The organism is Methylobacter sp. BlB1, from assembly GCF_015476545.1.
Lineage (GTDB): Bacteria > Pseudomonadota > Gammaproteobacteria > Methylococcales > Methylomonadaceae > Methylobacter.
Window position 1 is genome coordinate 1 of the sequence record NZ_JADMKV010000003.1, and the last position, 23,517, is coordinate 23,517.

Annotated in this window: 22 protein-coding genes, 1 tRNA gene and 1 pseudogene; 12 read left to right on the forward strand and 12 right to left on the reverse strand. The window is 49.9% G+C overall.

Annotated features, from left to right (window positions below; all coding sequences use genetic code 11):
- From IT781_RS01980 to IT781_RS01990, 3 genes and pseudogenes are all read right to left on the reverse strand, one after another.
- Positions 1–610, reverse strand: a pseudogene (locus tag IT781_RS01980) (RHS repeat protein); the annotation flags it as partial.
- An 11-nt stretch (positions 611–621) separates the two neighbouring features.
- On the reverse strand, positions 622–1,302 hold the full coding sequence (locus tag IT781_RS01985) for a hypothetical protein (protein WP_194968457.1): 681 nt from the start codon (positions 1,300–1,302) through the stop codon (positions 622–624).
- A 341-nt stretch (positions 1,303–1,643) separates the two neighbouring features.
- Entirely contained in the window at positions 1,644–2,441 is a 798-nt protein-coding gene (locus IT781_RS01990) for an inner membrane protein YpjD (protein ID WP_194968458.1), read from the reverse strand.
- 403 nt (positions 2,442–2,844) lie between these two features.
- On the opposite strand from IT781_RS01990, the gene ffh reads away from it, so the two are divergent.
- The 9 genes from ffh to dbpA all read left to right on the forward strand — a co-directional run bounded on the left by ffh (position 2,845) and on the right by dbpA (position 10,178).
- Positions 2,845–4,200, forward strand: a complete 1,356-nt coding sequence (gene ffh, locus IT781_RS01995; RefSeq protein ID WP_194968459.1) for a signal recognition particle protein — start codon at positions 2,845–2,847, stop codon at positions 4,198–4,200.
- Between the two features lie 176 nt (positions 4,201–4,376).
- Positions 4,377–4,631 (forward strand): 30S ribosomal protein S16, encoded by a 255-nt coding sequence (gene rpsP / locus IT781_RS02000; protein WP_194968460.1) that lies wholly within the window; start codon positions 4,377–4,379, stop codon positions 4,629–4,631.
- A gap of 6 nt (positions 4,632–4,637) precedes the next feature.
- A complete protein-coding gene (gene rimM / locus IT781_RS02005; protein WP_194968461.1) occupies positions 4,638–5,144 on the forward strand; it encodes a ribosome maturation factor RimM in 507 nt (168 codons plus the stop codon).
- Positions 5,145–5,153: 9 nt separating this feature from the next.
- The gene (gene trmD, locus IT781_RS02010; protein WP_194968462.1) at positions 5,154–5,894 is read left to right on the forward strand and encodes a tRNA (guanosine(37)-N1)-methyltransferase TrmD; all 741 of its coding nucleotides are present in this window, start codon (positions 5,154–5,156) and stop codon (positions 5,892–5,894) included.
- A gap of 9 nt (positions 5,895–5,903) precedes the next feature.
- The gene (rplS, locus tag IT781_RS02015; RefSeq protein ID WP_194968463.1) at positions 5,904–6,245 is read left to right on the forward strand and encodes a 50S ribosomal protein L19; all 342 of its coding nucleotides are present in this window, start codon (positions 5,904–5,906) and stop codon (positions 6,243–6,245) included.
- 133 nt (positions 6,246–6,378) lie between these two features.
- Positions 6,379–6,888, forward strand: a complete 510-nt coding sequence (locus tag IT781_RS02020) for a methylated-DNA--[protein]-cysteine S-methyltransferase (RefSeq protein ID WP_194968464.1) — start codon at positions 6,379–6,381, stop codon at positions 6,886–6,888.
- Positions 6,885–7,769 (forward strand): site-specific tyrosine recombinase XerD, encoded by an 885-nt coding sequence (gene xerD / locus IT781_RS02025; RefSeq protein ID WP_194968465.1) that lies wholly within the window; start codon positions 6,885–6,887, stop codon positions 7,767–7,769. The genes IT781_RS02020 and xerD overlap by 4 nt, the downstream gene beginning before the upstream one ends.
- 5 nt (positions 7,770–7,774) lie before the next feature.
- Positions 7,775–8,548, forward strand: a complete 774-nt coding sequence (lpxA, locus tag IT781_RS02030) for an acyl-ACP--UDP-N-acetylglucosamine O-acyltransferase (protein WP_194968466.1) — start codon at positions 7,775–7,777, stop codon at positions 8,546–8,548.
- Between the two features lie 247 nt (positions 8,549–8,795).
- Positions 8,796–10,178 carry an ATP-dependent RNA helicase DbpA gene (dbpA, locus tag IT781_RS02035; protein ID WP_194968467.1) on the forward strand — a complete coding sequence of 461 codons (1,383 nt, stop codon included), beginning with the start codon at positions 8,796–8,798 and terminating at the stop codon, positions 10,176–10,178.
- 49 nt (positions 10,179–10,227) lie between these two features.
- On the opposite strand, the gene IT781_RS02040 is transcribed toward dbpA, so the two are convergent.
- From IT781_RS02040 to IT781_RS02065, 6 genes are all read right to left on the reverse strand, one after another.
- Complete coding sequence (locus tag IT781_RS02040) at positions 10,228–11,511, reverse strand: DEAD/DEAH box helicase (RefSeq protein ID WP_194968468.1); 1,284 nt, start codon at positions 11,509–11,511, stop codon at positions 10,228–10,230.
- 176 nt (positions 11,512–11,687) lie between these two features.
- Positions 11,688–11,764 (reverse strand) — tRNA-Arg (locus IT781_RS02045).
- A gap of 310 nt (positions 11,765–12,074) precedes the next feature.
- Positions 12,075–12,353, reverse strand: coding sequence for a hypothetical protein (locus IT781_RS02050; RefSeq protein WP_194968469.1), 279 nt, complete (start codon positions 12,351–12,353; stop codon positions 12,075–12,077).
- A 98-nt stretch (positions 12,354–12,451) separates the two neighbouring features.
- A complete protein-coding gene (locus tag IT781_RS02055; RefSeq protein ID WP_194968470.1) occupies positions 12,452–13,192 on the reverse strand; it encodes an ABC transporter ATP-binding protein in 741 nt (246 codons plus the stop codon).
- Positions 13,189–13,935 (reverse strand): ABC transporter permease, encoded by a 747-nt coding sequence (locus IT781_RS02060; RefSeq protein WP_194968471.1) that lies wholly within the window; start codon positions 13,933–13,935, stop codon positions 13,189–13,191. The genes IT781_RS02055 and IT781_RS02060 overlap by 4 nt, the downstream gene beginning before the upstream one ends.
- A gap of 10 nt (positions 13,936–13,945) precedes the next feature.
- Entirely contained in the window at positions 13,946–14,914 is a 969-nt protein-coding gene (locus IT781_RS02065; RefSeq protein WP_194968472.1) for an ABC transporter substrate-binding protein, read from the reverse strand.
- A gap of 181 nt (positions 14,915–15,095) precedes the next feature.
- Between IT781_RS02065 and IT781_RS02070 the strand changes: the two genes are divergently transcribed.
- Positions 15,096–16,427 carry a PepSY domain-containing protein gene (locus IT781_RS02070; protein ID WP_194968473.1) on the forward strand — a complete coding sequence of 444 codons (1,332 nt, stop codon included), beginning with the start codon at positions 15,096–15,098 and terminating at the stop codon, positions 16,425–16,427.
- A gap of 142 nt (positions 16,428–16,569) precedes the next feature.
- The gene (moaA, locus tag IT781_RS02075) at positions 16,570–17,574 is read left to right on the forward strand and encodes a GTP 3',8-cyclase MoaA (protein ID WP_194968474.1); all 1,005 of its coding nucleotides are present in this window, start codon (positions 16,570–16,572) and stop codon (positions 17,572–17,574) included.
- 161 nt (positions 17,575–17,735) lie between these two features.
- Here moaA and IT781_RS02080 read toward each other — a convergent pair whose 3' ends face one another.
- Genes IT781_RS02080 through IT781_RS02090 form a run of 3 tightly spaced genes read right to left on the reverse strand, consistent with a single transcriptional unit; the run spans position 17,736 to position 22,180 of the window.
- Entirely contained in the window at positions 17,736–19,085 is a 1,350-nt protein-coding gene (locus IT781_RS02080) for a TolC family outer membrane protein (protein WP_194968475.1), read from the reverse strand.
- 3 nt (positions 19,086–19,088) lie between these two features.
- Positions 19,089–20,420: an HlyD family type I secretion periplasmic adaptor subunit gene (locus IT781_RS02085; protein WP_228778860.1), complete on the reverse strand. Its 1,332-nt coding sequence runs from the start codon at positions 20,418–20,420 to the stop codon at positions 19,089–19,091.
- Positions 20,421–20,431: 11 nt separating this feature from the next.
- Positions 20,432–22,180, reverse strand: coding sequence for a type I secretion system permease/ATPase (locus IT781_RS02090; RefSeq protein ID WP_194968608.1), 1,749 nt, complete (start codon positions 22,178–22,180; stop codon positions 20,432–20,434).
- A gap of 1,056 nt (positions 22,181–23,236) precedes the next feature.
- On the opposite strand from IT781_RS02090, the gene IT781_RS02095 reads away from it, so the two are divergent.
- Positions 23,237–23,517 (forward strand): hypothetical protein (locus tag IT781_RS02095; protein ID WP_228778861.1); only part of this gene is annotated, 281 nt, incomplete at its 3' end.

Genomic DNA, 23,517 nt, shown 5'->3' on the forward strand with positions numbered 1-23,517 from the left:
TGGGTTTGCCGGCGGCGGATTTGCCGGTCTTGGGGGAGGTTTTTTTCGCGGCCGGGCGGTCCGGCTTGCCCAAGGGACACAGGACTTTGCTGCGGGGTGCCTGCTTGGGCAAGGCCTGTCCGGCTTGGATGGCCTGGGCCGCGCGCTTTTCGGCGCCGGCTGCCGCAGCGACTTTCTCCAGCTTGCCTGTGCCCGCGAGCACTTCCCCCGCCTTGCCCAGTTTGCCCAGCTTGCTGACCGGCATGAACACGCTGCCGATTTCAGCCAGGCCGCGGCCGGCCATCTGCCCGTCAAACTCGGCCAGACGGCCTTCAGCGGCGGCCTGGGCTCTTTCTGTCTGATAAGCATCCCAAGCGCCGGACGCGCGGTCTTTGATGTCGGCGAGGGCGCCAGCAGGATCGTCTACGGCCTGGCCGATTCCATTACCCACCTGTTTGGAGATCTCTTTAGCGGTTTCAAAGGCCTGTTCGCGGTAGGCCGGATCGGTAGCCAGGCTATAGCCGGCTTGGCCCAGGTCGGCGACGCCCTGGACGGTTTCCTTGCCGAAGTCCCAGATGCCTTTACCGAAACCGGTGCCAAATTGCGTTGCCTCTTCAATCAATTCTGCCACTTTTTAATGTCCTATAACCAAAGGCCGGCATCCAGCGCCAGCCGCACTCTGAGCAAGGCGGTTTGGGCTTGGGGCGTGAAGGCCGGCGTCAATAATCCTTTAGCCCAAGGGGCTTGAAGCTCGAAGTTTTCTCCGTAATGCAGGCAGCAGGCCGCGAAAACAAACTGGGAGTCTTCTGTCAAAAGCCCCAGGGTTTCGGCGCGTGTGAGCGCACGCTGCACCAGCGCCTCTGAAGGAGCGGCAATGGCCGGCAAGGCGTTGGCCAGAGCCAGAAGTATGCGGGCATGAAGGTCAAGCTTGAAACCGTCTTTGTCGAGAAACCAGCCTATCGTGCTGGCCGTATCGGCCGCTTCTGTCCAAACGCCCGGGGGCAGCCGCTCAGTCAGGCTCGCGATGCGTTTTTCGGCAGGCAGATCGGCATTAGCCAAAATCGAGTGTATCGCCGGATGCAGATCAAAATTCGGTGCGACAGCAACCATCAGGTAAACGAACTGACCCAGGCTGGATTGCCAGAGGAATCCGTAACTGCGCGCCCGTGCCAGGCCAAAGCCGATCAAACGCGTCAGAATGGCTGGCGAAACCTGGGCATAAGCCGGGTATTCCTGTTGAATGTACTTGCGCAGAGTGACGCGGAATTGCTGCTCTTGATGTTGGTCGAGCAGCTTGATTTGGCGGGGATGGAGAGTCAGCATGCAGGCTTTTTGGTAAGGTTCAGGTCCGTTGATTGTTTGAATTCTAACTCAAACTGTGCAGTTTAAAAAGAGCAGCTGTGTTCGCCGTGCAGATGCAATTAAGGCCAAACACAGAATTCGGCGCATCACTTTTGCTCGAAGAGTTGAAAGTAATCCAGCGTAAGGATATTGAGATACTTGGGCCTCAAACAAGTAGCGGGTGTGAAGAACGGCAGTTGTTCTGGCGGCGTCTCACCGCCTTTTGCGGATTTCATTCGACATGTATTTGGCGACCAAACGTTTCCGTAACAACCGGCTCAGGCCGAAATCAGTGCCCCGATTCGGCTCTGTAATTTATAACCTCAAGCCCTGTTCAGGATCAATTCCAAAACCATTTTACTGCCGAAATAAGCCAGAAGCAGCGATATAAAGCCGATCAGCGTCCATTTTATCGCTGTTCGGCCCCGCCAGCCGTAACGGCTGCGGCCTATTAGCAGGCTTGAAAATACAATCCATGCCAGTATCGATAGCACGGTTTTATGCACCAGATGCTGCGCAAACAAATCTTCTATGAATATAAAACCGCTGATCAATGAGATCGTCAGGAAGACAACGCCGGCGGCGAGCATTTGAAACAACAGCGATTCCATCGTCTGCAGTGGCGGCAATGACAAAATAAAGGGTTTTGGGGGATGGCTTTTGAGCTGCTGGTCTTGAATGGCCAGTAATATCGCTTGCAGAGCGGCGATGTTTAATAGGCTGAAAGCAATGATAGACGTCAGAACGTGAATGCTCATCTGCCAGTTATGGTTGTGAAGAAAGCGGGGGCGCTCCGGAAAAGCCAGCTCCAGGCCGAGCATAATGGCGGCGGCGGGAAATATCGCAATGCCTAGTTTTTCGACCGGTTTACTGAGCGTCGCAGTTAATAACAGCAGGGTGACAATCAGCGAAACCAGTGAGGCGGTGCTGATAAAGCTGAAATTAAAGCCATTCTCATTGTGGAAGTTAACGGTGATATAGGCGAGATGCGCGCATGCGGCAAACCAGGCAAGATAAAGCGGAGTTTGATTGCCATCGCCACGGCGAAATTTACGGGCAATAAGCAAGGTGCTGCCTAGATAGGCACAGATTGAAAGAGCGGCAAAAAAGGTGGCGTTCATTTGACTGTATTTTCTTTTGTATAGTAGAACCTTGCTATCATTGTTACAGCTAAAGCTTTCCGGCCCAATTAAAATTTAGGGTTGTTGGTTTAAGAGCGGCTGATTAAATTTTCATTCAATTGCTAATGTCTAATTTAATCAATGCATTAAAGCTGAGAAGTACGATTTAAAGTTATTGCTTCAGGACTTGACAGCGAGTGGTGCAAAGGTCTTAATGGGTATGTTAATATAACTGGCTAAATAGTTCTAACGCATTTGCGTTAGGTAGTGGTTTCCATGTAAATATTCAGCCCCGGCATAATTTTGATCTGACAGGGTGCGCTTCGGCTACGATTGAAGATCTTGCTGCGCATAGAGAATCTGAATAATTACGTTTCCTTGATTACAGAATAAAGACGCAGATATGTTTGATAATTTAACCGATCGACTAAGTAATACTCTTAAGAAAGTTAGAGGCCAAGGGCGGCTGACTGAAAGCAATATCAAGGAAACGCTACGCGAAGTGCGCATGGCCTTGCTTGAGGCGGACGTGGCTTTGCCGGTTGTTACGGATTTTATTGAACGCGTTAAAGAGGGTGCGTTGGGTCAGGAAGTTCAGACCAGCCTTTCGCCGGGACAATCATTAGTCAAACTGGTTCAGGCCGAACTGGTCAAGGTGATGGGCGAGGCGAATGAAGAACTTAATCTGAAAGCCGTCCCGCCAGCCGTCATTTTGATGGCCGGTCTGCAAGGTGCCGGTAAAACCACAACGGTTGCCAAATTAGGCCGCTGGCTGAAAGAAAATCAAAAGAAAAAAGTCGGGGTCGTCAGTGCCGACGTCTATCGTCCTGCCGCTATCAAGCAGCTACAGACACTGGCTGATGATCTTGCTCTGGATTTCTTTGAAAGCGATATTTCTCAGAAGCCGGTCGATATCGCTAAGAATGCGATCGAAGCGGCGAAGAAAAAATTCCTCGACGTCATTATCATCGATACCGCCGGCCGTCTGCATATCGATGACGAGATGATGGTCGAGATCAAAGAATTGCATGCCGCCATCAATCCGGTCGAAACCTTGTTTGTCGTCGACAGCATGACCGGTCAGGACGCGGCAAACACAGCCAAAGCCTTTAATGATGCATTGCCGCTGACTGGTGTGATCTTGACCAAAGCCGATGGTGATGCGCGCGGCGGTGCGGCATTGTCCATCCGTCATATTACCGGCAAGCCGATCAAATTTATCGGTGTGGGTGAGAAAGCCACGGCTTTGGAGCCGTTTTACCCTGATCGTCTGGCTTCCCGTATTTTAGGTATGGGCGATATGCTGGGTCTGATTGAGGAGATCGAGCAGAAGGTTGATAAGGAAAAAGCCGAGAAACTGGTCAAAAAGATACAGAAAGGCAAGAGCTTTGACCTGGAAGACTTCCGTGAGCAATTGCAGCAAATGCAGAGCATGGGTGGAGTCGGCTCCATGCTGGACAAACTGCCTGGCATGAGCAGCATTCCGCAGGAAATGAAAGACAAAGTCAATGACAAGGAGCTGGCGCGCCAGATTGCTGTGATTAACTCCATGACCATGCAGGAGCGTCGCTTTCCCGATTTGATCAAAGGCAATCGCAAGAAACGTATTGCGGATGGCTGCGGTCAGCAGCTGCACGACGTTAACCGGATTCTGAAGCAATTCAAGATGATGGAAAAAATGATGAAGCGTTTCAAGAAAGGTAATATAACCAATATGATTCGTGGCATGAAGAGCAACATTCGCGGTATGAGAATGTAATTTTTGTTGCCGCAGATGCGCTACATTTTTTCGTGGGTAACTGCGGCCGCTTTATATTTCTCACGGTCTCTTAAGTGATGCTGTAGGTAATGAGTGAATTTGTGCTTCACTTATGTAGAAAATCGCGTAAAATAGACAGATTAAATTTTGACTTAATGTTTTTTTGAGGAACTTAAATGGTAACCATTCGTCTTGCTAGAAGCGGCGCGAAAAATCGTCCTTTTTATCATGTGATTGTGACTGACAGCAGAAACAGCCGTGATGGTCGTTATATCGAACGCGTTGGTTTTTTCAATCCGGTAGCGCGTGGCAAAGAAGAAAAATTACGTCTGGATTGCGCTCGCGTTGAATATTGGAAAGCTAATGGCGCGCAGCCTTCTGACCGCGTTGCGAAATTAATTAAAGACGCACAAAAAGCAACTGCTGCGTAATTTGGTTTGTCAGCGCGGAAAGATATAAACGTTGGCAGGATTTCCGGCGTTTTTGGTGTAAAAGGGTGGCTTAAGGTCTTTTCTTTTACCGATCCAAGAGAGAATATTTTAAGTTATTCTCCGTGGCTGCTGAAAAAAGGCGGCGAAATCAAGCAACTTGATGTCATCGATGGGGCTCTTCACGGCAAGGCGGTAATCGCTCAGCTTGATGACATTATTGATAGAGATCAAGCTGCAGGATTTGTTGGCTGGGATATTTTTATAACCCATAATCAATTGCCGGAAACGACTGAAGGCGAATATTACTGGTCCGATCTGGTCGGGTTGAAAGTTGAAACCGTTGAGGGTGTTCAGTTGGGCGTGGTTGATAGTCTGCTGGAAACCGGAGCGAATGATGTATTAGTCGTTCAGGGTGAGCGAGAGCGGGCCATTCCGTTTTTACAGGGAGAAACCATAATTAATATTGATCTGGATGCCAGCACTATGATTGTTGATTGGGATCCGGAATTTTAATTATGCAGTATGCGATTTGATGTCGTAACGTTATTCCCGGACATGGTGGCAGCGGCTGCCAGTTACGGTGTGACGGGGCGGGCTATTGAGCGAGATATAGTTCGTCTATCGGTCTGGAACCCGCGCGATTATACGCACGACAGGCATAAAACGGTCGACGACCGGCCTTATGGCGGCGGCCCGGGTATGGTCATGAAATACCAGCCATTGCATGATGCTGTCTGTGATGCCAAACAGGCCGGCACTGGCTCTGCCAAAGTGGTTTATTTGAGTCCGCAAGGCAAACCGATTACGCAGGCTTTGCTTTCAGAGGCTTGCAATGTTCCTCAATTGATTTTAGTGGCAGGGCGTTATGAAGGAATTGATGAGCGCTTTGTCGAGTTGGATTGCGATGATGAATGGTCTATCGGAGACTATGTCATCAGCGGTGGTGAGCTGGCGGCGCTGATAGTGATCGATGCGGTGACCCGTTTGTTGCCCGGTGTGCTCGGGGACGAGGATTCTGCTCTGCAGGACTCTCATATGAATGGCTTGCTGGATTATCCGCATTTTACAAGGCCGGAACAGCTTGAAGGACATTCGGTGCCGGAGGTTTTACTGGGCGGCAATCATGCGGACATAAACCGCTGGCGGATGAAGCAGGCATTGGGAAGAACCTGGCTGAGGCGGCCGGATTTATTGAAAAAAATGAATTTAAATGCAGAGCAGGAAAAACTGCTGAACGAATTTAAAATTGAAGTTGAAAAATAGGGTGTGGCAATGAGCAATATTATTGATGTTTTGGAAGCAGAACAGCTGAAACAGATTCCTGACTTTGGTCCAGGCGACACAGTTGTTGTACAGGTTAAAGTAAAAGAAGGCGAACGTGAAAGAATTCAGGCGTTTGAAGGCATAGTGATTGCAAAACGTAATCGCGGTTTAAACTCTGCTTTCACAGTAAGAAAGATTTCTCACGGTACAGGCGTTGAGCGTGTTTTTCAAACTCACAGTCCTATGATCAGCGAGATCAATGTTAAGCGTCGCGGTGACGTTCGCCGTGCTAAATTGTATTTCCTGCGTGATCTGACCGGTAAAGCGGCTCGTATCAAAGAAAAACTTTAATCGGTTTTTTGATGTATGTTATAAAAAAGGCAGCTTTGAGCTGCCTTTTTTATGCCCGAGACATGGATGTTTGTCTATTTGCAGGGCCGAATTCATTCGGCCTAAGCGCTATTTAATCAATTCAGGTTTAACTATGCCATTCATCATTCATTGGGTTGAAAACTGCTCAGAGGATGAGGAGATTTTTAAAGTTCAAACACCTGCCGGTAATTTGATTTTATTTGTTCATGGCGATGTGTTGTTTCAGGCCGACTGGGAGTTTGCCGGTAGTCCGGTTCAAACTATTAGCACTGCTGGTGAGCATGACATACAGCGGCAATTAAACCAGTATTGGCTGACTCCGGAAAAACCTATTCACCTGAAGTTGTTAAAGCAGGGCAGCGATTTTAGAAATAAAGTCTGGGCTGAACTCTGCCGCATACCATTCGGGGAAACAATTACTTATTCGGCTCTAGCCCGCAGAATAGGATCGGCTGCGCGGGCTGTCGGGAATGCCTGTCGGGATAACCCTTTCCCGCTAATCATTCCCTGTCACCGGGTGGTGTCCGTTTCCGGCATGGGCGGTTATTCGGGTCAGACAGAGGGTGATTTCATGGCTATAAAATCCAAGTTGCTGGCATTTGAAGCCGCCCATAAAAAATGAATTCAACGGCTTTCATAGATCAATTTCTGGATGCGGCCTGGGTCGAACAGGGTCTGAGCGAAAATACGCTGTCGGCCTATGGCAGTGATTTGAGGATTTTTGCCCAGTGGCTGGCAGGAAAGTCCATGCTGGACGTCGACGGTAGCGATATATCAAGGTTTCTAGCGAGCCGTTATAAAGACGGTATAGGCAACAGGTCATCGGCGCGCATTTTATCCAGTTTGCGGCGCTTTTATGGCTATTATCTCAGGGAAAACAGTATAACCATCGATCCTACGGCATTGATAGAATCGCCGCATATCGGCCGGCCGTTACCGGTATCGTTATCTGAGAACGATGTCGAACTATTGCTGAATGCGCCTGAAGTAACGCATGCGCTCGGGTTCAGGGATAAAACCATGTTGGAAATGCTTTATGCCACGGGGCTTAGGGTATCCGAACTGGTTAGTTTAAAGTTTGAGCAGGTCAGCTTCAGGCAGGGCGTGATCAGAATCACCGGCAAAGGCAATAAGGAGCGGCTGGTGCCGGTCGGCGAAGAAGCGATGAGTTGGCTGGAAAACTACATGAGTGAGGCCCGAAAGACCCTTCTGGGGGAGCGGCAATGCGACTATCTGTTCGTGACCAACCGTGCCGCCGGTATGACGCGGCAGGCCTTCTGGCATATCATCAAGCGCCATGCTAAAAAAGCCGGCATTAAAAAAGAGCTGTCACCGCATACGCTCAGACATGCCTTCGCAACACATCTGTTGAATCACGGTGCGGATTTGCGCGTCGTGCAACTCTTATTGGGGCATTCCGATTTATCCACTACACAGATTTACACGCATATCGCCCGCGAACGATTAAAAGATTTACATTCAAAATATCATCCAAGAGGATAATTAAAATGGCACAAAATATTCACCCGACTGCTTATATTGCACCGGATGTATCATTACCCGAAGATGTGATGGTAGGCCCTTTCGCCGTTATTGAATCGGGTGTTGAGATGGGGCGGGCATGTCAGATTGGCGCCCATGCCGTCGTGCAGCAGTATGTGAAAATGGGTAACGGCAATATTTTACATCCCCATGCCGTTCTGGGCGGATTGCCGCAGGATGTCAGCTTTAAACCCGAAACGGTTTCCTGGCTTGAAATCGGCGACAACAATGTGTTCAGGGAAGGCTTTACGGCGCATCGCGCTTCAAAGGAAAACGGCGAAACGCGCATAGGCTCGGGTTGTTTCTTCATGAATAACAGTCATGTCGCGCACGATTGCAAGATCGGCAACAATACCATTTTCGCCAACAATGTTGCCATTGGCGGCCATGTTGAAGTCGGTGACCGGGTTTTCATGGGTGGGTCCGTGGTTGCGCACCAGTTCTGCCGGATCGGTTCATACGCGATTGTACAGGGCACGACAGGTTTGAATATGGATGTCATTCCTTTTACGCTGATCGGCGGGCGTCCTGCGCGGCATTATAAATTGAACACGGTGGGTTTGCGGCGCGCCGGTATTACCGGCGACCGCTATAATGTGCTTTCAGCGGCGTTCCGCCTGTTAAAAAACAAGCAAAGCCTGGATTCGCTGGAGGAAACCGAAGAGCTGAAGCAACTAAAGGCATGGCTGGCGGTTAAATCCAAGCGCGGCGTGCATGGGTTTGTCGATATTTCGATTTAATTGCCTTAACCTCATTAAGATCTGCTCCATAAGCTGGTCTATCAACAGCAGATATCTGCGCCGTTGCATTGGGCGGGATGGTATTTTTCAAGTTAGATGAATGCTTTCCCGTTCATTGACAATAAAATGCATTTGAGCTATTTCAAAGCACATAACTAACCTTATCAGGTCTGGCATACCCGGATCTGTTACCATAGTCAATTCAATGACGGCATTTCCGCCGCCATTCGCGTTATAAAGAGTCCTTGTGAACACTGCCGAATTTTCAGCTTTACCCTTAAAACCCGCCTTACTCGCTAACATTGAATCCCTAGGCTACAGCAAATTGACACCTATTCAGGCCGAAAGCCTGCCGCATATTCTCGAAGGTAAGGACGTCATCGCGCAGGCTAAGACAGGCAGCGGCAAGACTGCTGCCTTTGGCATTGGCCTGTTATCTCGACTGGATTTGAGCAGTTTCAGAGTTCAAGCCTTGGTTGTTTGCCCTACCCGGGAACTGGCCGATCAGGTTTGCAAGGAAATTCGCAGGCTGGCTCGCTTTACTCAGAATATCAAGGTGCAGGCCTTGTGCGGCGGTGTGCCGTTTGGTCCTCAAGTCAGTTCGTTGGAGCATGGCGTGCATATTGTGGTCGGCACGCCTGGACGATTACAGGAACACCTGCGAAAAGGCAGCTTGCGCTTGAGCAATCTCAAGGTACTGGTGCTGGATGAGGCGGACCGGATGCTGGACATGGGCTTTGAAGACGCCATATCCGATGTGATCTCGTATGCGCCGAATCATCGGCAAACCTTGTTGTTTTCCGCAACTTATTCCGACCCGATACGGGAAATGAGCCGGCATTATCAGTATAAGCCGGTTACGGTCAGCATCGAGGCCCATCATCATGACAGCGATATCGAACAACGCTTTTATCAGATAGAGAGAGCGGGTAGAGCTAGTGCGCTGGGCTATCTTTTGGCTTACCATCGGCCTGAATCGACAGTGGTTTTCTGCAATACCAAAAAAGACTGCCAAAATTTGGCGGACGAACTTGAATCAAGCGGTTTTTCCGTTCAGAGTCTTCATGGCGATCTGGAACAAAGGGATCGGGATAAGGTGCTGGTGCGTTTTGCCAATAAGAGCTGCTCGATTCTGGTGGCCACTGACGTGGCTGCCCGAGGCCTGGATATCAAGGATCTGCAAGCGGTGATCAATTATGAATTGCCTTGGGATCCTGAAGTGTATGTGCACCGGATCGGCCGGACGGGGCGAGCCGGGAAAAAAGGTTTGGCGCTCAGTTTATGCGCGCAGCAGGAAACCAGTCGGGTAAAAGCCATTGAGGATTATCAAAATAAGCCCGCGATTTGGGATGAAGTGGCGCCTTTTCAGATGAAGCATGAACATCGGTTCGAGCCGCCTATGGTCACTTTGCATATTGACGGCGGACGCAAGCATAAAGTGCGCCCGGGCGATATTCTGGGGGCATTAACCGGTGAAGCCGGTCTGGCTGGCAGCGAAGTGGGAAAGATCGATATTTTTGATCTGCAATCTTTCGTTGCTGTCCAGCGGGACAGCTTTGAAAGAGCGCTGGCGAGATTAAAGGCAGGGAAGATAAAAGGGCGCAGTTTTAAAGTGCGCAAAGCCAGCTAGGCGTATGGGCGCCTACCCAAAGTAGGCGCTTCGACTACCGCATTTTTAATCAGGCATAGCTTCTGGCACGGGATGGACTTTTTGGCTGAGCACCTGTAGGTCTGCGTGGCTGGCTTGAGTTTCTGCGCGGCTGGTTTGAATTTCTGCCGGGGCGCGGTCCGCGTGGTTGGGCAGGCGGTTCCGGCGGCGCGATTTCAGACGCTTCAAAGCCATTGATCTGTTCGCGTTTAATGGACTTACCGATCAGCTTCTCAATGAGTCGCAGGGCGCTGTATTCGTCATGCGAGACTAATGATATGGCTTGTCCTTCTTCGCCGGCGCGCCCCGTTCGGCCGATCCGGTGCACATAATCGGCTGGCGAGCGGGGTAGTTCAAAATTGACTACATGCGGCAGCTGCGCGATATCGATGCCGCGCGCCGCTACATCGGTCGCAACCAATACGCGGAGTTCACCGGCTTTAAAGCCTGCGAGGGCGCTGGTTCTGGCTCCCTGGCTCTTGTTGCCATGAATAGCGGCGGCCTTGATATCAACTTTGTTGAGTTTTTCAGTGAGCCGGTTGGCGCCATGCTTGGTGCTGGTAAACACCAACACCTGCCGCCAGTCATTTTCCTTTACCAGGTGGCAAAGCAGTTCGGCTTTCTGGGTTTTGTTGACGGTATAGGCAATCTGCTCAACCAGTTCGGCGGCGGTATTGCGCGGGGCCACTTCGATTTTCACGGGATTGACCAGCAGGCCGGTCGTGAGTTTGCGAATGTCGTCGGAAAAGGTGGCTGAAAACAACAGGTTTTGACGTTTTTTGGGCAATAATGCAATTATCTTGCGGATGTCTCGGATAAAGCCCATGTCCAGCATGCGATCAGCCTCGTCGAGCACCAGTACTTCCACTTTATCGAGTTTAGCCGCATTTTGACTGACCAGGTCCAGTAGGCGGCCCGGCGTTGCCACCAGAACATCCACGCCGCCTCTTAAGCGCATCATTTGCGGATTGATTTTGACGCCGCCAAAAACGACTTCCGATTTTAATCGCGGATGCAGATGAGCGCCATATTTAGTAACCGATTCTCCAACTTGGGCGGCTAATTCGCGAGTCGGGGTCAGGATCAAGGCTCTTATCGGCCGGTTTGCGCCATAAGACTTTTGCGATAAACGCTGCAGGATAGGTAACGTAAAACCTGCGGTTTTTCCGGTGCCGGTTTGTGCGGCAGCCAGAAGATCATGGCCTCGCAACACGGCAGGAATCGCCTGGGACTGAATTGGCGAAGGGTTGGTATAGCCTGCATCAGCAATGGCGCACAATAGCGGATCGGATAAACCGAGCGTGGAAAATGACATAATATTAAGGTCTCAAAAAAGCTGATGTTGACGGGCATGCGTCTTACAGCACAGGGTAAAAGGAATAATTCTAATAAAAACGCGTTAAATTAATAATGATCACAATCAGGTTGTTATGGGCGTTTTTAGTGACGGGATTGGTGGAGTACCGCTATGGCGATAGTCATTGCAGTTAATGGCGCCCCGAGGCGGATTTGAACCACCGGCCTGTCCCTTAGGAGGGGACCGCTCTATCCTACTGAGCTATCGGGGCAAAATAAAAGCAATTTTACCATAAGCGCGGGATTAAATTCTTTTTTGTTTTTTCCAACGTAAAAAAACATGGCTCTGCAGTCTTGGGATGAGAAGCTGGTAAAACTTCGGCAAGCTTTCATTAAAAAATTAATGAAATTGAGGCCGGGCAGGAAACCGATGCTGACAATGTTTTATTCATACAGTTAGCGGCATGCGGCGAAAAAGGGTGGCGGTCGTGTTCCAGTTGTTGGTTATACCACGCTTGATAAAGCCGGAATTTGATGGATTCAGAAAATCATCCGGATCAAACCCCGGCTTCCCGGGAAAGCTTATTCAGCGGCAGGGAATATAACTTTGGGTTGGAAGTTTGCTGCCGGGTATTTAGGGTCGAACTCGGATTTCTTTCTCTCAGGCTTCGCTGATGGTTTCTCGTCACACTCTTTTTTGGCCGCCTCTTTTTCGAGCTTGACTGCCTCCTTATCGATATAGACGACCTTAGGCTGGAAATTAGCGGCAGGGTATTGCTCGCTGTCGCCAGCTGCCGATGAAGTTAATGGACTTAAGGCAAGCGCTGCTATGGTTGATCCCAGGATAATTTTTTTGTTCATGCTTTGTCAGTCTCCGGTGGTTATATGGCAAGCCCGGCTAAGGCTTAAAAAACCTTAAGTATCTGATATTTGATCGTTGATTTCAAGGTTGATGCCGGTTATAAAAGCTGCCTTATTTCAGGGTGGTCTTTCATCAATTGCTGCCTGTACGATTCGATTAACGTCTCGTTATGGCGTTCTTCCCGGGCGATGGGTACAGTGATTTCGCTCAGCACATGCATGGGGGATGAGGACAGGAAGACCAGCCGGTCGGCCAGTGCAATGGCTTCCCGCAGATCATGCGTGACAAACAGAACCGTATGCGGGCGCTGCCGCCACAGTTTCAGCAGCAGATCCCGGACCTGTCTGGCCGTGGGCGCGTCAAGCGAAACAAAAGGCTCGTCCATCAATAACACGTCGGGGTCGACGGCGAACGCGCGGATAATGGCAACACGACGGCTCATGCCCAGAGATAGACGTTCGGGATAAACATGTTGCGCCCGCGTCAGCTGCATGGTTTCCAGGAGCGGATCGATCAGCTCCGGGGATTGATGGCTGCCCAGCGCCAGTTCAATGTTTTCCCTGACCGTACGCCACGGCAGCAGGCGCGGATTCTGGAATACATAACCGATTTTGGGTGACGTATGCAGCGAGCCCAGCATAATCTCGCCGTCGTAATCAGGGTCCAGGCCGGCAATAATATTCAACAGCGTTGTCTTGCCGCAACCGGATGGGCCGACCAGGCAGACGAATTCGCCGGCTCTCAGCGACAGACCAAGATTGGCGATGGCCTGATATTGGCCGGCCTGGCCTATGGCCGGATAAGTCTTGCTATCGATGCGGATGCGAATGTCGGTCATCGGCGCCACCGTTGCGATTTTCTGTCTAGAGGCTTCAGGATCATCAGTTCTATCAGTTGAATCACGGCCACGAAGGCGATGGTATAAGCCAAAATGCCGGCGACATCGAACAGCTGGAAAAACAAATGCAGTTGATAACCCATGCCGTTGTTGCGGCCCAACAATTCAACCACCAGGATGATTTTCCAGATCAATGCCAGACCCGAGCGCGTAGCGCTCATGACGAACGGATGCAATTGCGGCCAGATCACATGCGCCAATGTCTTGCGCCGGCCGAAATGATAACAGCGGGCCATTTCCAGTAAATCCTGATCCAGCGCCCGCGTGCCTTCGCGGATCGTCACGACGACGTTAGGCAGCTTGTTGATGACGACGGCCAGTATCGCAGCCGATTCGATCAGGCCGAACCAGACGTAACACAGGATAATCGTGACCAGCGCCGGAATGTTCAGAAAAATGACCAGCCAGTTGTCGAAGAACGTATCCAGTTTCTTATGCCGGCCCAGGACGATGCCGATTGCGCAGCCGAGCAGCATGGCAACGGCAAAACTGACTACAAGCCTGAGCAAAGTGACGCCCAAGTGATAGGGCAGTTGTCCTGACAGGGTTTCGCGCCAGAAAACATGGGCTACCGCTTCCGGCGTCGGCAACACGCTGCTGCTTAAATAGGCGGCCAGCCCTTGCCAGAGCGCCAGGAAAGCCAGCAATGACAGGGCAGGCAACAGTTTTTGACGACTACTCAAATGTCCGAGCCTATTGTGAAATCGACCAGAAGGTGCCGGGCTGCAGGGATTCGGAATCGCCTGTCAGTTGCTTGTTGCTCAATGTGCGCAGCATGGAATAGATGCGGCCGGCCGCCTGCTGCTCCTGTTCTCCCCATTGTTTAATCTGGCCTTCGCAATAACGCTGCCGCATTTTGTTTTGAGTAGACGCATCTTCCGCCTGAGTTAATGGAATAATTTTTTGCCAGACGGCATCCGATGTGCAGATTTGGTCTTTGGCGCGCTGGCTGGTTTTCAGGAAAGCGTTGACGGCGTTTTTATGGCTCGCGGCCCAGCTCTGCTTGAACACGTAGCCGAGAGTGGGGACGTCTTCGTTAATGCCCAGCGCTTTGACGATGCCTTTGCCGTCGATGATCTGCCGGTAACCCTGCGCTTCCAGTCGGGCCGCGAAATGCCAGTAATTGAGCACGGCATCAATGCGGTTTTGCTTGATCTGCTCATTCAGTAAAGGGGGCGCGCCGAACACCTTGTCTACATCCTTGTTCAGGTCAAGCTGCTCTTTTTGCGCCAGCGCCTGCAACAGCAGCCAGTTCTTGTCCAGTTCGCCGCCGGCAATGCCCAGGCGTTTGCCTTTTAGATCCTTGATTGCACGGATAGGGCTTGCATCGGCCACAATTAGCGCGCCGGATGTTGTGGAATAGGGGAAAAACGTGAAATCGGAGCCGGTCGCGCGCAGTTTCGACACCCAGATCCAGTCCGAGACGATCATATCGACGGAGCCTGATTGCAACGCGATTTTGCCGGCTTCAGGATTGGCCAGTTTCTGCACGTCCAGTTGAAAATCCGCCGATGCGGTTGCCGGATCGTTTTGGATGACCGACAACTCCCAGTCGGCTGTGCCAAACGCAAGCACGCCGAGGCGAATCTTAGTTTTTTCCGTAGCAAAGCTGTGGCTGGATGCCAGCAAGCACAGGCCGATGAACAAGGCTTTGAATTTCATGACGTCTCTCCCTGTATGAGTTTGAAAAGCCTTATATTCTAACTGTATGCAGGTTTTCATGCGAGGATTTAGCTCGATGGGTGAAATGCGGTAATTCATTTGCCACAACCTGATCTGGCGGGACAATCCCGGGCGCCTGTGGGATAATGCCCTTATTTCTTCTACGGCTATCTATCGTCCCATGCACCGCATACTGACCCGGCAAACCTGGCTCAAGATTCATCTTTATCTGGCGCTGACCGCAGGCTTTTTTTTCGCTCTGATGGGCCTGACCGGCAGCATCAGCGTGTACCGCGAAGAGATTGACGCGCTGCTGAACCCGCAACTTGTCATCGAACAGCCGCAGGGAAAGTATCAGTCGCTGGACCGGATCATGGCAGCGGTGCGGCAGGCGCATCCTGACCGTTACGGCGCCTGGACGCTGGAAATGCCAAGATCGCCGCACGGCATGGTGACGGCCTGGTACGACAAGCCGAGAGAGACCTACTTCGAGCTGTATGCGCCGTTGATGGTATCGGTCAATCCCTATACGGCGGAAGTCGTCGGTAGCCGTTTCTGGGGACAGACTGTGACGACATGGCTGCTGGACCTGCACACCCAGCTTCGGCTCGACCGCTTCGGCTGGAATGCCGTGGGCTTCCTGGGGCTGCTGCTGATGGTTTCCATCGGTACCGGGTTGTATCTATGGTGGCCCGGTAGGCGGCAGCTCAGGCAAGCGTTCACGATCCGCCTTAATGCCGGAATGATCCGGCTGGCTTTCGATCTGCACCGTTTTATCGGGCTGATCAGCGCCGCTCCCTTGCTGTTGCTGGCAACCACAGGGTGTTTGCTGAGCTATCCTGCGGTGCTGGAGTCTCTGGCTGGGGCATCGGGCATGGCGCATGGCGAAACGGGCCGCGACATCATCAGCACGGCAGTTCCCAACAACCACCCCACCGGTTTGGCGGCTGCGACCTTTATGGCTCAGGGGCCTTTTCCGCGTGCCGAACTCAGGCGCATTACGACACCGGTCGGCGATAACGGCATCTACCGCGTCAATTTGCGCCAGCCAGGCGAAATTAATCAGCGGCATCCATATACGACAGTCTGGGTGGACCGCTGGAGCGGCCAGATCAAGGAAGTGCGCAACCCTTCTGAATTTTCGGCAGGCGAGACGCTGGCGACCTGGATATGGCCTCTGCATACCGGCGAGGCATTGACTGGTACCGGCCGGTTTATCTGGTTTCTGGCCGGCCAAAGTGTTTTCGTGCTTTATGTCGGCGGCTTGTTGCACTGGTTGTATCGGCACGGCAAAATCCGGGACAGAAAAGTCGATCTTGCTGCACTACGGCCGTTTCTTTACCGGCTGGTCCAAAACAGTCACCGCATCGGCCTGACGCTGTTCCGACACCTGGCTTTGCTGGCGCAAAAGGTCAAACCGTTCCTTGCAACCGGATTTGCCTTGTTACTACAGCAGCTTAACAGATTGCGCGTAGCCATCATGGCGAATCGGCAGAAGCGCATAGGTCATTAAAAAAGCATAAATGCACAGATAATCCGGATAGATCGGTTGCTTGGCTGTGTCTACAGCGTATTGTATTTTCGAAACGGCTGACAGCGTTTGCGGGGACAATATGGTAATATAGCCGGCTTGGATTTATTTACCCTAAGATAGTATGAATTCTTCTGATCCCGCTCAATTGATCGACCGCTTCGGCAGAAAAGTCGATTACTTGAGGATTTCCATTACCGATCGCTGTGATTTCCGCTGCGTCTATTGCATGGCGGAAGACATGACCTTTTTGCCGCGCACGCAGATTCTGACGCTGGAAGAGATTTATACGCTGGCCAAGGCGTTTACCGAACTGGGCGTCAAGAAAATCCGCGTGACGGGCGGCGAACCGCTGGTCAGAAAAGGCGCGCTGGGTTTATTGGAGGACATCGGTAAAATTGAAAGTTTGAATGAGCTGGTCATCACGACGAACGGCTCACATCTGGCATCGGCGGCGGCTTCATTAAAGAAGGCCGGCATCAAACGCATCAATATCAGCCTCGATACGCTCGATGCCGATAAATTCAAGGCCATAACACGAACCGGTAATCTGGAGCAGGTGCTGAAAGGCATTCAGGCGGCCAAAGCGGCCGGGTTTGAGCGGCTGAAAATTAACGCGGTCATCCTGAAAAATCGGAATCATCTGGAAGTCTGCGATCTGGTTCGGTTTGCCGTCGATAATGAGATTGACATCAGCTTCATCGAGGAAATGCCGCTGGGCATCATCAGTCAGCATGACCGCTCGGAAGCGTATTGCTCCAGTGATCTGATCAAAGCCGATCTGGCGCGCGAGTTTACCTTGATAACTTCAACTGAAAAAACCGGCGGGCCTTCACGCTATTTCAAAGTGGCCGGCAGCCGGACGCGCGTCGGCTTCATTTCGCCGCACAGTGAAAACTTTTGCAGTACCTGCAACCGCGTGCGCCTGACTGTGGAAGGCCGTTTGCTGTTGTGTCTTGGCAATGAGCATTCGGTCGATTTGAAAAAAGTCATGCGAGCGCATCCCGGAGATATGGCCGTTCTGAAACAGGCCATTATCGATGCGATGTCGATCAAGCCCGAAAAGCATGAATTCAATATCCACGAGCAGCCCATCATCTTGCGGCATATGAGCGTAACGGGCGGATAACGATCATCTCGGTTAAAAATAGCTTTCCGGTTTGTCGATGAATATAGGGCGAATTCATTCGCCCTGGACGACTTAAGCCGCCCCGCACCTGCTGCGCGTCAAAATTCAGAGGATTTATTTCTCGCCATCCTAAGCTGAAAATCTTCTGCCAAACACCAAATCTAACTGGCCTCATTAGCCGAAACCGAGCTTTGTTGTGGTTGTTCTGGAGTTATTTCCAGCCAATCATTGACTTCGCGGATGTTTTCATCGCTGATCATGCCTATCGCGCGCAAAAAACGGATACGGTTTTTGATGTAACTGTATTTGGCTTGTGACAGGTTTCTTTCTGCCAGATATTCGTCTTCCTGAGCCTCCAATACCTCCCTGACCGTAGCTACGCCGTAGTGAAACGCACGCTCCATCGCTTCCCGGGATTTGACAGCCGATTCGAGCGCTTTCCGCGAGGCCATGATGCGCCTGACATTGGCATTAGAAGTTAAAAATGAGTCGCTCGTTTCCTTAATCAGAGCACGTATTTGGGCTTCAAGCTCTTCTTTACTGATTTCCAATCTGTGTTGCGCTTCAAACAGGCGATGCGTCGTGGTGCCGCCCGTGAAAATAGGCACATTGACATTGACGGCGGCTACCTGGGTTTCCAGTTCGGGTATTTGGGCGCTCTGATAACCGGTATTGGTGTTGTAGTAATTGAGCTGCAAATCGACTACCGGCAGATATCGGGACTTCTGGACCGCTACGTCATCGTGTGCCGCCTCGATTGCGCTGAGCAGGGCTGATAATGTCGGGTTTTCGCTTTTGGCTACTTCTAGCCATTGCTCCAAGGGGCCTTCTAATTCCTGATAGTTAATTTGCTCCCTTAATTTTTGCAGCCGCTGCGGCATGGTATTGGTTAATTCCCTCAGGCTTTCTTTGGCCGTCACCAGAATGCTTTCAGCTTCAATTTCATCGGCAGTTATCTTATCCAGCCTGGCTTCCACTTCATATAAACCGGTGATTTTGATTAATTGCTTGGCATACTGCTTCTGGACCTGTTGCAATTGTTTTTGGGTCAAGGCCTTTTGCCGTTGCAGGAAGTACATCTGGTCTTCCGCTTCCAGCACGCCGAAATAGCGGTCCACCACATTAAACATCAGGGTATGCCGAGCTTCGGTATGCTCCGCCTCATATTGATGTTTTACTTCGGCCACCCGTCTCCAGTTCCAGAATTTGGCGAAATCAATTAAAGTCTGGCTCAGGGATACAAAATAACGTGTGCCGTGATAACTGTCCGAACCGGCATTTTTAACGCGTTGATCATTGACTGACCAGTTGCCGCTGGCACTGACTTGCGGCAGCATTTCGCCCAGCGCCTGGCCTTTTTGAGCTGAACCTATTTCCACCCTCAATGCTGCCGTTTTCAGCTGCGGGTCTGCTTCTAAGGCTTGTTGATAAATCGTTTGGAGATCTTCGGCATAACCTGATGATACCGGCATTACGATCAATAATGCCGTTAATAATGCTGATGTCCTCATTGTTTAATCTTCTATAAATGCCCGCGCGAAAGCATTGGTAACCGGTTGCGATAGATACTCAAACAGCGTTCTTTCCCCGGTATTGATCAGGACCTCAGCCGGCATGCCCGGCAAGAGTTGCAAATCGCCGAGTTTCTGGAAACTCTCGGGTGTCAATTCAACACGCGCCAGATAATATGGATTGCCGGTTTTTTCGTCCGTGAACCGGTCAGCCGATAATTGGATGACCTTGCCTTCCATGACGGGTGTCAGCGCTTGCTTGAAGGTGCTGAAACGCACTTCCGCCATCAAGCCTACACTCACGCGATCGATATCCAGCGGCGATACTTGCGCCTCAATAATTAACTCGGCATTTTGCGGGACGATGTCCAATATCGGCTTGCCAGCGGCAATGACGCCGCCTTCGGTATGAACCGACAAACCCAGTACCATGCCGCTCGCCGGCGCCTTGATGGCTGTACGGTTTAATTTATCCTGCGTTGCCGTCAAACGTTCAGAAGCATCGTACAGTTGCGCCTGTGCTTCGCTAAGTTTGTTTGCCACTTCCTCCTGAAACTGCTTTTGTATTTGCAGGATTTGCAGTCGGTTTTCACTGATTTGCATCTCGCTACCGGCAATTTCTGAACTTAACTCGGCAATTTCGCCGCTAATCAATGCATAATTGCGTTCCAGATCACGCAAGCGTAGCTTGTCTGCGAAGCCTTCAGCCAGTAATTCTTTTAAATCGTGTATCTCTTCGTCATAAGAGGTTATCAGTTCTTTTTTGCTGCGGCTTTGTCCTTTCAGGCCGTCTATTTTGCTGGAAATCTGACTGATACGTTGCTTAAGGACCGCTATTTCTCCTTCATAAGTGTTTTTTCTCGCCATGAAGATATGCGATTCGGTTTGTTTTGCTTCCGGTATTCTGGGATCGGCCTGGTCTTGCAGCTTTTCCGGATAGCGCACTTCCTGTGCGTTGTCCCGCTCCGCCTGCAAGCGCGCGACTTGTGCCATTAAGGTTATGTATTGGCTTTTGATAATTTCCAGTTGTGCTTTGGTTTGGGTGTCATCAAGCATCAGCAGCGGCTGGCCTTCGTTAACCAAATCGCCATCCTTGGCCAGTAGTTTGGCCATGATGCCGCCATCCAGATGCTGCACGGTTTTCTTGTAAGACTTGACTGTTACTACACCCAATGCTAGGGTGGAACTATCTATAGGAGCAAAGTAGCTCCAGACGCCGAAAATACCGAATGTAATTAATACGATCGTAAAGCCGATATTGCGAATCGGCCGGTCGTCAGTATGCAAGTCAGCTATCCTGACGATATTGTGCTGCTCAAGTTTTCCTTTCATCATTAATCAGCAGGTTATACAGAATGTGCGGCGGGTGAGGTCGAAATAGCCGATGCTTGCTGTGGCCGTGGCGCCGGCTGAGCGTTTTGCTTCTGTAAATGGGCTATGACCTGATCGCGCGGGCCGTATACTGCCAGGGCGCCGTCTTGAAGGATTAGCAATTTATCGACTTTGGCCAGTACATTGTGGCGATGCGTGATTATGATCACGGTTGATTTTCTTTCCTTGAGTTTCTGGATGGCATTCTCCAATGCTTTCTCTCCCTGTTCATCAAGATTTGAGTTCGGCTCATCCAGTACCACTAAAATTGGATTGCCATATAATGCTCGTGCCAGGCCAATCCGCTGGCGTTGGCCGCCGGACAGATTGCCGCCGTTAGCGCCGATAAACGTGTCATACCCTTCCGGCAAGCGCAGGATCAATTCATGTACGTCTGCCATTTTGGCCGCTTCCACAACTTTTTCAGGGTCAACAGCGCCGAAACGGGCAATATTTTCGCCGATGGTTCCGTCGAATAGCTCGATATCCTGGGGCAGGTAACCAATAAAATTGCCTAGCTGCTGGCGATTCCAGGTAAAAATATCAGCCCCATCCAAGCGGATGGTGCCGTCAGCCGTTGGCCAAATGCCCAATAAAGCGCGCGCGAACGTCGATTTGCCGGCGCCGCTGGAACCTAAGATGCCGACGGCATCACCCTTTTCAATTGACAGGCTGATGCCTTTGATGGCCGGTAATTTAGCACCCGGCGGAACGACCACGGCCGCTTCCACTTGTAAGCGGCCTTGCGGATCGGGGAGCGTCATCTTTTCCTGATCCACAGGATTTTGTTTCAGCATTTCATTAAGACGCTGGTATTGGCTGCGAGCGCTGATGAAACCTTTCCAGGTGGCAATCATTAAGTCAATGGGCGCCAGCGCCCTGCCCAATAAGATTGATCCGGCAATCATCAGGCCGGGAGTAATTTCATGGAGGATAACCAGATACGCGCCCAGGCCCAAAATTAACGATTGAGACGAAAGGCGTATGATCTTTGATAATGATGTCAACAAGCCTGCTCGAGAGCTTGCTACAGCTTGCAGTTCCAATACTTTGAGGGCGCCGTTGAACCACCGTTTTCGGATATTGCCTAGCATACCCATTGATTCAATAACTTCAGCGTTTTTAAGATTCCTATTGAGCTGGCCACGGCCTGAAATAGCCAAATTATTCGCTTCCGCTAATATCTTGCCAGTAGTTTTTTCAGTTACTACCGCAATGATAGCCAAAACAATAGCTGTGAAAACGGCTGCCCAACCGTACCAAGGATGAAAAACAAACATTAGGGCGATATACACAGGCATCCAAGGCACATCAAAGAAAGCAAACAGTCCATTGCCGGTCATGAATTGCCTTAAGCCGGTTAAGTCATCTAACGCCTGCGATGACGCCCTTTGTCCACCTGAATATAATGATTGCTTAAAGGCGATATGAAATAATCTTTCATTAAGCAGGGTTTCCAATCGGGTACTGACCCTGACCAGGATCTGAGAACGCACCCACTCTAATGCCCCCAATGTGATAAACAGCACTATCATGATCAGGGTCAGCATGAGTAATGTCGATTGATTGCCGGTTGGCACCACGCGATCATAAACTTGTAGCATATAAATAGAAGGAACAATCATCAGAAAATTGATGATCATGCTGAAACCAGCGGCTGATAAAAAAGCCCCCTTGCACAGACTTAAAGCTTTTTCCAAATCCGATTTAGTAGAAACTTCCATTTTGCACAAAGTAACATCAAAAAAGATCAGTATTGTGACATAAATTCAGGAGAAGATATATAAATTGGCCCTATCAATATAGGGTAATGGTATTAATTATCATTTGATAAATGAGGTTAAATCGACTGCGTATTCTTACTAGAGACATGGCTCCACATATTTTAGGCGGGAAGTATAAGTTAAATTTATTTTTAGCAGATGCGCAGTTTGAGTAAATCCGTTAGACTTATAGTGCACTATAGGTTATATAGGGTGAAATTTTTTCAATTTTTGTATTCAAAATTATTATAGCGATAGATCAGTATCTTTCAGAAAAATATTTCCCCATATTTAAAGAATTTACTTATTGCGCCGATAAGGCTGTAATTATCTTAGAAACTGTTTAATTATTCTGAGATGTTGATAATTAGGGATGTAATAAAAATCTGGCCAGTGCTATGGAGTGGCAGCTTGAAGTGATCAGGAACTGCTCGAAAGTATTCAAGAAAACTTGGTATTACACTGTCGTCTTATATTATTCCCATCTAAGCCATTATATTTTTACGATAGGGTAGTCCTGACTAATAAGGATTACAGCTTTAACAAAGCCGTATGTTTCCAAGCAAGAAGAGAGTAAAACTTTTGTATCTTTCAAATATTATCTTTAGGGTACGTCTGTAAGAATTGGAGCTTAATTTTAGAAAAGCAATGCAGAAAAGAGCCGCGCTTTTATAGGAAAGGTATAAGCTCAAAGAAAATAGTATTAGCGCCTGACTTCTATCTCTGCTCATATAGTTAGGGCTAGGCAGTTAATTCTACTTCAAAAGTGAGAGTCACAGATGCTTATGTTTCTTGAAATATTTTTTACATTTTAGTTTTGAGGAATGGAGATGATCTATCTGGTGGATAAGAGGATATAACTTCATTCTTGTTATTTGTAATTAAATATGAAGTTAATGCTTCATAAGATTGGAAAATTTTGAGATGGAGGGCAAAAAACAAAAACAAAAAACAAAAGATAAAAAATAAATATGCAGACTCTGCTGATGAATTTAATTTACTGTCGAAATAAAATTTATGAACGAAACAACTGAGACAATAGAAGTATACGATTCCTATGGCGTATTAATTGGCTATAACGTTATTACTAATTACGATGACGGTCAGGGCAACACTAGCAGCAGCACCAGCTATTACGATGTAAACTGGAACTCTCTGGGCGGCACTTCCACCTCTACCGATAGTCAAGGCTATAGCTACACCTCCGATTGGAGCAACAGCACCAGCACCGACAGCGCCGGCAATACTGTTCAGACCTACACCAGCAACTGGTCGGACAGCAACGGAGGCAGCGGCTC